We start from the raw sequence: 11558 nt of genomic DNA, 5'->3' as shown, positions 1-11558 counted from the left end.
CTGCTGAACCTGTTGAGGAAGAAGTGGTTGAGGAAGTTGTTGAGGCTGCTGAACCTGTTGAGGAAGAAGTGGTTGAGGAAGTTGTTGAGGCTGCTGAACCTGTTGAGGAAGAAGTGGTTGAGGAAGTTGAAGATGAAACAAAAGATGATGGTTTTATTGCTAAATTGAAAAAAGATTTAAAAGAAAAAGAATCTAAATTAAAAAACCAATCAAATGAGTTAAATTATTTAACCAATACAATTATCCCTGATCTTAAAAAAGAAAATGCTTCTTTAAAATCTGTTAAAAGAGAATTAACTGAAGCTTTAGAAAAAACTTCCAGAAAATATTATGATCAACTTGATATCAGTGAAGAGTTAAGTAACCGTATCGGTGAATTAGGTGCAGATAGTGCAGTTAATAAAGCAAGAACTGATAGGTTAGAATCCGAATTGAATTCTATTAAAGATAGTTATGAAGACAAAATAAAATCTTTAAAAGAAAAAATCGGTGATTTGGAAGCTTCTAATGTTGAAGAATTAGAAAATACAAATCAAAAATTAAGAGATAATTTAAAATCTTCCAATGATGAATTAGAAGAATCAAAAAGTAAAATTGGTAATCTTCAAGAAGAAATTGATGATTTAAGGAAAAAACTTATCGAAATGGGAGATTATAAAGAAGAAGTGGATGAAAAAGCTAAAAAATCCATTGACAAATTAAAAGATGAAATTGTCTCTTTAAAAGCTGATTTAAAAATCAAACAAAGTAATTATGATAAGTTATCTAATGATTCTCAAAAAACTATTTCTGATTTGAGATCCCAAATAGAAAAACTTAAAGAAGCTGCTGAAAAACAATCCAGTAAAGGAGGATTGTTCAACAGATTCAAATAGGATGATTTTAAATAATCATCTATAATTTATTTTTTTTATGAATAACGATTCTTATTTTATGGAATTAGCTATTAAGGAAGCTGAAAAATCTTTGCAGGAAGGAGGCATACCTATTGGTGCTGTTCTTGTTAGGGATGGTGAAGTTATTTCCAAAGGACATAATAGGCTAATTCAAAATGATTCTGTAATATTGCATGCTGAAATGGATGCAATCGAAAATGCAGGGCGTCTTAATTATGAAGATTATACTGAATGCACATTATACACAACTCTTTCTCCTTGTCCGATGTGTTCCGGTACCGTAATTTTATATAATATTCCCCGTGTTGTCATAGGCGAAAATACGACATTGATGGGTGCTGAAAATTTACTTAAATGCAACGATGTTGAAGTCGTTGTTTTAAATGATTTGCGATGCAGGGACTTATTCTTAAAATTCACATGCAATAATTCTGAAATCTGGGATGAGGAACTTGCTAAAGTAGGAAATACAACAGAGGTTAAATAATGGAGATTATAGTAACTGATGAAAGAGATGAGAGGTTCATCAAATACTGCAAATCTTTTGGTTGTGTTTTGGATGAACCTCAAGTGGTCTTACTTTTAGTTAATTATGATTATGTGTCCGGATGCACTAGTTTTATGGTATATGATTCTGAAGCTATTGAAATTATAAGCTTATTTATAGATTCAGTTAAAAATCGTGAAGAAATATCCTATAAACTACTTAAACAATTGGAAAAAATAGCTATTGATCTGGATTTCAAATCATCTTATGTTTCCCTGCAAAAAGATGATGTGCTTTTGGATATTTTTGAAAAATTAGATTATAAAATAATTAAAAATGATGATGAAATATTAATAAAAAAAGAATTTAGAAGCTTGATTTAAGCTTCTTTTCTTAATCTTTTTACAACAAAGTCTTTATCTAGGGATAATAAGAATGATGCTGCTCTAGGTCCTTGTTTTTGACCAAGTATCATTTTATAAATGGCTTGGAAACCTTTTTGTGGTTTTAAACCTTGACCTTCTAAGATTTCATACATTGCGTCATGTAATGCTGCCGCATCATCAAATTCAGTGCTTTCCATTAAATCCGCCAAATCACTTAAGAATTTATCTTGTTCTTCAGTTAATGGTAATTTTGGAACATTATTTTCCTGAACTTGGAATTTAACGAATTTAGGAGCATAATTGTCCAACCAGTAAATGACATTGTCAACACGTTCTCTGTATTGTGCCAATTCTGCTTCGGTCAAATCACTGAATTCTTTGTTTTCAAAGCTTTTTGTCAATTGTGAATTCCTTTTTAAAATTTCGAATATTTTTTCTAAATCATCGCCAGCTATCTGATAAGCATTAACCAGGAATCTGAATGGTGGCCTGAATGGAAGAGGTTCACCAGCATTAATTTGAGCTACTTCATATATTTCTCTGAATTTTCTGTCTTCTTTTTCAGATGGTGCTTCTTCTTCATTGTAGAATACCTTTTCTACTTTATCAAATTGGTCAATAAAGTCCAAGTAAGACATTTTAGGTGAGAAATCTTTAGCTTTCATAGGTTTTGATCTGAATAAGTAATAGTTAAGGCTTTCCGCAGGACCAATTTTCAGCCATTCTTCAGGAGCGAAAAATACTCCGTGGGATTTACTCATTGCTTCACCGTCAAGTGTAATCCATTCGTATGGCACTGGGTAAGGTGCAGGATAGTCGAAAATCTTTTCTGAAATTACGCTACTCACATCATAGGACCCGCCACTTGCAGCATGGTCTTTTCCGAAGGGTTCACATGTGGTTCCGAATATTTTCCATCTTGCAGCCCATTCCACTCTCCATGTGAGTTTACCGTTTCCGGATTTAATGTCCATTTCACCTTCGTGACCACATTCACATCTGTATTTGACGATATCTCCGTCATAATCATAAGCATAAGTGGTATTTACTCTACCACATTCGTCACAAATCGGGTTATATGGCAACCAGTCATCTGCTAAAGGTTCTCTTCTGTATTCGTTGAAAATTTCTTTTATTTCATCAACCTTTTCGAATGAGGTTCTTATATAATCGTTATAAACTCCAGTTTTATACATTTCAAAACCGGATTTAGCTTCCATTTCAATACCATAGTCGTCCATAACGCTTAATAATGGTTTTTCGAAATGTTCCACAAAATTAGCGCAGCATCCGTCAGGACATGGAATCATTGAATATGGCATTCCAAGGTATTTGTCATAATCTTCAGGAAGTGGGTATGGGACTTTTCTAAGCGGGTCGTGATCGTCTGCAATCCAAATTGTTTTTGCTTTTTTACCTTTTTCTCTTATTTTTTTGCCGACTGCATTTGCTATGAATATATCACATGAGTTTCCAATGTGTATAGAACCTGAAATTGAAGTTCCACTTGCAATAACATGTTCTTCTACATCCATTTTACATAGTTCATCAGCTATATTTTCAATCCAATGTGTCATCTAATTCACCGTTATTCAATAAAAAAATTATCATAAAATAAGTTAATAACTTTATTATGTTTTTATTAATATAAAAATATTAGTTTAATTTAATCATCTTTTCAATAGCATTAATGAAATCTTTCTGAATTACTTTTCTGCGTTTTGACCGGATTGCATACATTCCTGCTTCTGTACAAACAGCTTTCAAGTCCGCACCTGAAAATCCTTCTGTTAAGTTAGCTAATTTATTAAAATCAATCTTCTCATCCAATTTCATTTTTTTAGCATGGATTTGTAAAATGTCTTTCCTGCTTTCAGTATTCGGAAGTGGAACTTCTATTGTTCTGTCAAATCTTCCAGGCCTTAAGAGAGCTTCGTCTAAAATATCTATTCTGTTTGTTGCAGCTATTATTCCCACATCTCCTCTTTGATCAAATCCATCGAGTTCGGATAAAAGTTGCATTAATGTTCTGTGAACTTCCTTTTCTCCGCCAGTATGGTTTTCAGTTCTTCTTGTTCCTATAGCATCAATTTCATCTATAAATATTATTGAAGGTGTTTTTTCTCTTGCAAGTTCAAATACTTCCCTCACATATCTGGCGCCTTCCCCCAGGAATTTGTTTACAAATTCGGATGCCACCAGTTTGATGAATGTAGCATTTGTCTGTTTAGCCACAGCCTTTGCAAGAAGGGTTTTTCCTGTTCCAGGAGGGCCTTGTAAAAGTATTCCTTTTGGGGGATCTATTCCAATTTCTTCAAATATCTCAGGATGTTTCAATGGAAGTTCTACAGTTTCTTTAATTTCTCTAATTTGTGTTTCCAATCCTCCGATGTCTTCATAGTTAACATCAGGTTTTTCTTCAATCTCCATTGCTTTGACTTCAGCATCCTTTTCGTCGGGATAAACTTCAACAATGGACATTGTATGTTCATTCAATGCAACTCTAGCTCCCGGAATCAGTAGCTCTTCGTTGATATCTTTGGGATATCCCACTATTAATGTATGGCCGACTGTTCCTCTGATAGCTACTTTATCGTCATCTAATCTGTCAACGACCGTTGCAAGAATTTGTGGAATTTTTTTATGTATTTCAATTTCTTTTTTCAATTCCTTAACTTTTCTTTCCAGCTTCTGATTTTCTATTCCCTGCAGTAAATGGTCTTTTTCAAGATTTCTAAATCTTATCATCAGTTCTTTATATTTTTGTTTATTTTTTTCATCCATCTAAACACCTAGTTAAATTGAAGTCATGATTTTATCAATAGCGTCCATAAAATCTTTTGAAATAACCTTTTTCCGTTCAGACCTTATTGCAAACATTCCCGCTTCAGTACATATTGCTTTTAAATCCGCACCAGAAAATCCTTCTGTTAACTCGCTAATTGATTCAAAGTCAATATTGTCATCTATCTTCATTTTCTGAGTATGAATTTCAAGAATTTTTTGCCTGCCTTCTTTGTTAGGCAGTGGAACTTCAATTGCCCTGTCAAACCTTCCAGGTCTTATCAATGCATCATCTAAAATATCTGGCCTGTTTGTTGCAGCTATTATTCCGATATTTCCTCTTGATTCAAATCCGTCCAGTTCCGATAGCAATTGCATAAGGGTTCGCTGAACTTCTCTGTCTGCTCCCTGTGTTCCATGTGTTCTTTTTGTTCCTATCGCATCTATTTCATCGATAAATATTATTGCAGGGGATTTTTCTTTTGCAAGCTCAAAGACTTCTCTTACATATCTGGCACCTTCTCCTAGAAACTTATTTACAAATTCGGATGCTACCAGTTTGATGAATGTTGCATTTGTTTGGTTTGCCACGGCTTTTGCTAGAAGAGTTTTTCCTGTTCCTGGCGGACCGTATAATAAAATTCCTTTTGGCGGGTCAATTCCAATTTCTTCAAAGAGTTCCGGTTTTTTAATCGGTAGCTCAACAGTCTCTTTCACTTCCACTATTGCGTTTTCAAGGCCACCGATATCCTCATAATTGATGTCTGGTTTTTCTTCAATTTCCATTGCTATGATGTCAGCTTCCTTTCTAGATGGCAAAACCTCAACAACAGCCAAACTGTCCTGATTCAGGGAAACTCTTGCTCCAGGAATGACTTTTTGCTTATCTATTGAACCGGGATATGTTACAACAAAGTCATGGCCGACATGACCTCTGATTCCAACTCTATTGTCATCGAATACTTCTGTTATGGTTGCAAGAATCAATGGTGTTTTTTTAAAGGATTTGATTTCTCCTTTCAGTTCTTTGATTTTTCCTTCCAATTGACGATTGCTGACATTCTGTTTCAATTCTTTTGTTTCTAGACTTCTTACTTTTTTGCTGTTTTCACTATTTTTCTCTTTCAATGTTTTGTTCTCATCTTCAAGAGTTTTAATTTTTTCTAGCAATTCTTCTGCAGAGCTTTCCATCATATCACCTGGAAAAATAGTTGTTATATAGTGATATGTCAATTATTATATTTAAAATAAAAAAAGAAAAAATAGATTGGTTAATCTATTTGATTAAATCGGAATCTGATTGGTCCAACCATTCGTTAACGATTTTTACCGCACAGAAGTTTCCGCACATGGTACATGTGTCTTCTTCTTCAGGTGGTCTTTCATCTCTTTTTGCACGTGCAGCCTCCGGAAACATTGCGCAAGCGTATTGTGCTTCCCAATCTAATCTTTTTCTTGCTTCTGCCATTGCCAAGTCTTGTGAACCGTCAATTTGGCCACTTGCAAGGTCTCCTGCATATGCTCCGATTTTTGTTGCGATAACTCCTTCTTTCACATCTTCTGGAGAAGGTAATGCTAAGTGTTCTGCAGGAGTTACATAACAGATGAAGTCAGCTCCAGCTTTTGCAGATGATGCTGCTCCGATGGAGGATACGATGTGGTCGTAACCAGGTGCTACATCACATACAATAGGTCCGAGCATGTAGAACGGTGCGTTGGAACACATTTTCTTTTGAATCATGACATTTGTTGGAATTTCATTAATTGGGATGTGTCCTGGTCCTTCAATCATACATTGTACTCCAGCTTCACGGGATCTGTCAATTAATTCTCCTAAAATGATCAATTCTTGTATTTGAGCCCTGTCTGTTGAATCAGCAATTGAACCTGCTCTCATACCGTTTGCAAGTGAAAGTACAACATCATGTTCTTTAGCAATATCCAAGACGTAATCGAAGTTTTCGTATAAAGGATTTTCTTTTTCGTTTTCCACAATCCATCCGGACATGAAGGATCCTCCTCTGGATACTAATCCTGTTACACGGCCTTGTCTTTTAAGTCTGGTTAAGGTTTCAATGTTAATACTGCTGTGGACTGCCATGAAGTCAATACCGTCTTTTGCTTGTTTTTCGATTGTGTTGAACAGTTTGTCTTCGTCCATGTAGATTACTGATCCTTCTTCTCTGATGGTTTCGATAGCTGCCTGGTATACTGGTACGGATCCTACTGGGAGGGGGGACATGTCAAGAACCCTTCTTCTGATTACATCCAAGTCTCCGCCAATACTTAATTCCATTAAACAGTCAGCACCATGGTCAATAGCTATTTGTGCTTTTAATACTTCTTCATCAAAGTCTACAATATCTGTTGAAGTTCCGACTGTTGCATTTACTTTTGTTCTAAGTCCAGCACCAATACCTGCTGCTTCAATGTCTCTGTTTACGTTGCTTGGAATAACTATTGTTCCTTCAGCTACAGATTTTAAAATAAAGTCTTCAGAAACGTTTTCTATTTCTGCGACGTGTTTCATTTCATCTGTTAATATACCTTTTTTTGCATCACTAATCTGTGTCATACTATCACTCAATTAATTTTTAATTAAATCAACATTATTTGATTATAAAATCATTTTTATTTGATGTTAATTGTTATGTGTTAATAATATTTGAATTAATTGATTCTAAATCCAAAAAAATTGATAAAAATAAAGTGTAATTTAGAATAATTTACTTTGTTTTGTATTTTCCCTATTTGGAAATTCGTGTAAATAATCAAAAATTTCATCGCTTTTGTTCATTATTCCTGCTTTTGAGGTTCTTTCATTAAAAATTTCCATTAATTTAGAGTTATATGGGCTGGGAATATGATAATTATTCTTAAAATGTGTGATGTATTTCTTTTTCAGTCCGGGAAAATGTTCATCAAGTTTTTTATAGAAATATTGTCTATCTCCGTCTCTTAATGTCATTCCCATTTCAAAGCATATGATTCCTTTCACATGGGTATCTATGCAATAGTCAAGAATTTTGTTTATATTTTCTTCTGTATCGTTGATAAATGGCAGGACTGGACAAAGCCATACTACTGTAGGAATATTCTCTTCATTTAACTTTTTCAACACTTCAACACGTCTTTTAGTTGTACAGACATGGGGTTCCAGTATTTTGCACAAATCCTCATCTGCTGTGGTCAATGTCATTTGAACGACAGCCTTTGACTTTTCATTTACTTTTTTTATTAAATCCAAATCCCTTAATATCAAATCGGACTTTGTAATGCATGTAAATCCGTGTCCATATCTGTAAATCAATTCTAAAGCGCTTCTGGTATATTTAAGTCTTTTTTCAATGGGCATATAAGGGTCAGCCATTGATCCCGTTCCGACCATAACCTTTTCTTTTTTATTTTTAAGGGCTTTTCTTAATAATTCCAAACCATTCTCTTTAACTTCAATATCTTCGAATTTATGGTTAATGTTATAAATGGAACTTCTGGAATCACAGTAAATGCAGCCATGTGTGCATCCACGATATAGGTTCATTCCGTTTTTTGGTGATAGAATACTTTTAACTTTGCTATAATGCATAATTATCAAAAAAATAAGTAAAATGAGTTTAATAAAACTCATTCATTCTTTCAAATGCATCATCAAAACTAGGCATGTTGGTTTGACAGCCTTGATGTTCAATGATAAATGATGAAACTGCTGATGCGAATTTTGCGGACTGTTCTAATGATTCTCCATTGAGGAATCTTGATAAAAATCCTGCTCTGTATGAATCTCCAGCACCAGTAGGGTCAACTACGTCAACATTGATTGCATCGATAACGATTTTATCTTCATTTGAATAGATTTCACTTCCATTGGCTCCGCATGTTTTAACAATTATTTTAGGACCTAATTCTCTTAAACCGGCCAAATCGGTTTCCAGTGAATTCAAAATTCTTTCAATTTCATGATGATTTCCAAAAAGAATGGTTGTATTTTCAATAACGTCTTTAAGTTTTTTGGTATCATACATTCCAAGGTCTTGGCCTGGATCAAATGAAATAAGCAGGTCTTCATTTTTAGCTTCTTCGGAGCATTTCCAGTTGAAATTTGGATCTCCTGTTGCTAAGTGTATTGCTTCAGCATTTTTAATCGCTAAACTTGGAACTTTGCTTTCAGCAAATTCTTTTGCAGCTCCCCAGTAGAAATAACTGATTTGGTCTGAGTTATCATCGGTTAAAACAAAAGCGGTTGGAGTTTGTTCTCCCGGAACAATAATTAATGAATCAGTATCAATACCTAAATTTTCCATATGTTCATAATATTCACTTTTCTTGAAACCTCCACCAACAGCAGATACTAAACCGGTTTTCAATCCCAGTTTTGCTCCAACACAAGCAACATTTGCTGCAGCTCCGCCGTTAAATGTTTTCATATCAGTTATTGGAGATGAAAAGTTAGCTTTTGGAAATGCGGGTACTCTAATAATATAATCATGAGCTGAATGACCAATTGCAAGTAAATCTGTATTTTTTACCATATTATCGCCTTTTTTATTTATTTTAATGAATTTTGTAAAATCTTTTTTTCGTTATGCATAAGATTTCACATTTAAGAAATGAGGTGTAATATACAATTTGTTTTTGGAGTATAAATAATATTGGTGAGAGCGTCTGACAAGTATTATTCCATGCCTATAAAACCTTGTTTTATAATGTCTTTTTGACCTTCTGACAATAAATAATCTATTAATTCATCAGTTTTAGGGTCTTCATCGTTAACTTTGACTAAACTGATAACATGTCTTGTATCTAACTTAAATATTTCATTTCCATTAAAATAACTGGCATTTAAGAAGCTATATAAGTTTTTTGAATTTCGGACTAATTTAAATGCATCAAACTGGGAATTGACTTCATGTCTGATGGTATAATTGAGGTTGTAATGTTCGAGAGTATTCCATGCAAGCCTTTGGGCGGATCCGTTAACTTTTACAAAATCAAGGTCATTCAACTCTTCAATGCTTTTAATTTCCGGACAATCAGGGCTTGATATTAAAACAAGATAGTCATAAGCAATAGGTATGAAGTTTATGTCTCGTTCATAAGCAATTAACGGATCATCTAATGTTAATAAGTCCACAACTCCTCTTTTAGCTAATTTAAAAGCATCATTGTCATTGCTGCTGTATACATTAATGTTGAACGGCAAGTCTATACTTTCCAAAAGCCCTGAACTGATATGACCTCCGGCAATATTGATGTTGTCAGGTTCGGCGATTTGAATGAGATATTTTCTGTATTCCTCAAGAAGTTTAACACCATTGTCTGTCAGAACACTGCCATTTCCCAGTTTTTCTGTTAATTTAAATCCTAACTGTTTTTCAGCATTCAATATCCTTCTGTTGAAAACTGTATGAGAAATATTTAATTCTTTAGCGGATTTTCTTTGGGAATTTGTTCTGTTCAATGATTCCAAACTTTGGTATAATTTATAACCATAGATTTCACCATTTATCTCTAAACTAATCAAACCTTTGCTTTCAAGTTTCATTAATTATATATTAAAGTTTTTTACATATATTTATCTAGTGTTTTTAGGAATGATATAATGGAATTAATGAAAAGCTCAATTAAAGCTATTATTGGTAATATTGTAAGTGCTGAGGAATTTTTGGATGCGGAAGATATAGATAAATTTGAAGACATAATCATTGAATCAAAAAACGTTTTTGTGACTGGTGCTGGAAGGTCAGGACTTGCTGCTAAAGCGTTTGCTATGAGATTGATGCATTTGGGAGTAAGTGCATATGTCGTTGGAGAAACTATCTCTCCAGCTATCTATGAAGATGATTGTATAGTCGCCATCTCAGGATCAGGTGAAACCAATACTATTGTCTCTGCTGCAAGAATAGCTAAAAATAGAGGTTCAAAAGTTTTAGCTGTAACTTCATATCCTGAATCAACTTTAGGCCAATTGGCTGACTGCTGTCTGCTGGTTAAAGGAAGAACAAAAAAAGAAGTTGATGATGAGAATTATATGAAACGTCAAATTCATGGAAATTATACTTCTTTAACTCCATTAGGAACTGCTTTTGAATTGACAACCCTTGTATTTTTGGATGCAATCGTTTCCGAGCTAATGGAAAAAATGCATCAGACTGAAAGCGATTTAAAAGCAAGACATACTGTATTAGAGTAATTTAATCAAAAATTACTCTATTCTGATTATTATATATATTACATCTTTCACCGCGTAAAAATCCGACTAATGTAACGTTACCTTTTTTTGCAATATTATAACCTGAATTTGCCGGTGCAGCATTAGATGCCAAAACAGGAACGCCAACACGGGTCATTTTAATAACCATGTCTGCAGGCATTCTTCCACTGTAAATTACATAGGAATTTGACAAATCAAAATCATGCAATAATCCATAACCGATTACTTTATCAACTGCAACATGACGGCTGACATCCTCTTTTACAATAAACTGGCCATCATATACGATTCCTGCAACATGTGTTCCGCCGGTCGCCTGCCAGATTTCCGCATTGTCTTTCAGCTCTTCGATTCTGTCAATCAGCTCATGCACTGAAACCTGAAAATCGGATTCGACACGTTTCACAGTTTTAATTTTACTTCTCCATCCGCCTGCTGAATCAGAACACAGTACTGTTTCATTTGTTTTAAGTAATGTATCATCAATTTCTGCATAAATCTGGTTTCCTTTGATTTTTATATCTTTAATTGAATCCATTGAATCAACCATATTCTCATTAAACATGTATCCCACAGCAAATTCTTCCAGAGAATCTTCGATTGCAGATAAGCTGCGGCTGATATCATCATTAATGGTTAATGTAATCGTCTCATCCTGCACAACATTTTCCTTTACTTCCTGGGCTTTGCTGTTTTTATAATGTATAGCATCAATCTCTTCAATTTTCATTTTATTATCCCCTATTATTAATATATTTATTTTTCATTTATTTTTTATTTTTTTTGGCTATTTT

The 11558-nt window shown here is 34.0% G+C and carries 12 protein-coding genes; 4 read left to right on the top strand and 8 right to left on the bottom strand.

Features of this window, described 5'->3' with window-relative positions:
• The 3 genes from IJQ68_RS10290 to IJQ68_RS10280 all read left to right on the top strand — a co-directional run.
• A partial coding sequence (locus IJQ68_RS10290) for a hypothetical protein (RefSeq protein WP_292800188.1) occupies positions 1 to 875 on the top strand: 875 nt, incomplete at its 5' end.
• Positions 876 to 912: 37 nt separating this feature from the next.
• Positions 913 to 1383: a nucleoside deaminase gene (locus IJQ68_RS10285; protein ID WP_292800185.1), complete on the top strand. Its 471-nt coding sequence runs from the start codon at positions 913 to 915 to the stop codon at positions 1381 to 1383.
• The gene (locus tag IJQ68_RS10280) at positions 1383 to 1766 is read left to right on the top strand and encodes a hypothetical protein (protein WP_292800182.1); all 384 of its coding nucleotides are present in this window, start codon (positions 1383 to 1385) and stop codon (positions 1764 to 1766) included. The genes IJQ68_RS10285 and IJQ68_RS10280 overlap by 1 nt, the downstream gene beginning before the upstream one ends.
• Here the strand turns inward: IJQ68_RS10280 and lysS are convergent.
• The 7 genes from lysS to IJQ68_RS10245 all read right to left on the bottom strand — a co-directional run bounded on the left by lysS (position 1763) and on the right by IJQ68_RS10245 (position 10095).
• Positions 1763 to 3346 carry a lysine--tRNA ligase gene (gene lysS, locus IJQ68_RS10275; RefSeq protein ID WP_292800179.1) on the bottom strand — a complete coding sequence of 528 codons (1584 nt, stop codon included), beginning with the start codon at positions 3344 to 3346 and terminating at the stop codon, positions 1763 to 1765. The two genes, IJQ68_RS10280 and lysS, sit on opposite strands and share 4 nt — an antisense overlap.
• A 79-nt stretch (positions 3347 to 3425) precedes the next feature.
• Positions 3426 to 4553 carry a proteasome-activating nucleotidase gene (locus IJQ68_RS10270; RefSeq protein ID WP_292800176.1) on the bottom strand — a complete coding sequence of 376 codons (1128 nt, stop codon included), beginning with the start codon at positions 4551 to 4553 and terminating at the stop codon, positions 3426 to 3428.
• Between the two features lie 12 nt (positions 4554 to 4565).
• Entirely contained in the window at positions 4566 to 5744 is a 1179-nt protein-coding gene (locus tag IJQ68_RS10265) for a proteasome-activating nucleotidase (RefSeq protein WP_292800173.1), read from the bottom strand.
• 85 nt (positions 5745 to 5829) lie between these two features.
• Positions 5830 to 7128, bottom strand: coding sequence for a phosphomethylpyrimidine synthase (gene thiC / locus IJQ68_RS10260; protein ID WP_292800171.1), 1299 nt, complete (start codon positions 7126 to 7128; stop codon positions 5830 to 5832).
• A gap of 141 nt (positions 7129 to 7269) precedes the next feature.
• Positions 7270 to 8139 carry a radical SAM protein gene (locus IJQ68_RS10255; protein WP_292800168.1) on the bottom strand — a complete coding sequence of 290 codons (870 nt, stop codon included), beginning with the start codon at positions 8137 to 8139 and terminating at the stop codon, positions 7270 to 7272.
• 28 nt (positions 8140 to 8167) lie between these two features.
• Positions 8168 to 9082: a carbohydrate kinase family protein gene (locus IJQ68_RS10250; protein ID WP_292800164.1), complete on the bottom strand. Its 915-nt coding sequence runs from the start codon at positions 9080 to 9082 to the stop codon at positions 8168 to 8170.
• Positions 9083 to 9225: 143 nt separating this feature from the next.
• Positions 9226 to 10095 (bottom strand): LysR family transcriptional regulator, encoded by an 870-nt coding sequence (locus IJQ68_RS10245; protein ID WP_292800161.1) that lies wholly within the window; start codon positions 10093 to 10095, stop codon positions 9226 to 9228.
• 57 nt (positions 10096 to 10152) lie between these two features.
• Here IJQ68_RS10245 and hxlB point away from each other — a divergent pair, with 57 nt between their 5' ends.
• Entirely contained in the window at positions 10153 to 10743 is a 591-nt protein-coding gene (gene hxlB / locus IJQ68_RS10240; protein WP_292800158.1) for a 6-phospho-3-hexuloisomerase, read from the top strand.
• Between the two features lies 1 nt (position 10744).
• Here hxlB and fdhD read toward each other — a convergent pair whose 3' ends face one another.
• On the bottom strand, positions 10745 to 11494 hold the full coding sequence (fdhD, locus tag IJQ68_RS10235; RefSeq protein ID WP_292800155.1) for a formate dehydrogenase accessory sulfurtransferase FdhD: 750 nt from the start codon (positions 11492 to 11494) through the stop codon (positions 10745 to 10747).
• Positions 11495 to 11558 lie beyond the last annotated feature (64 nt).

It is taken from the genome of Methanobrevibacter sp. (assembly GCF_017447225.1).
Lineage (GTDB): Archaea > Methanobacteriota > Methanobacteria > Methanobacteriales > Methanobacteriaceae > Methanocatella.
The sequence above is the reverse complement of the archived record's forward strand: the minus strand, read 5'-3'. Positions and strand labels throughout refer to the sequence as shown.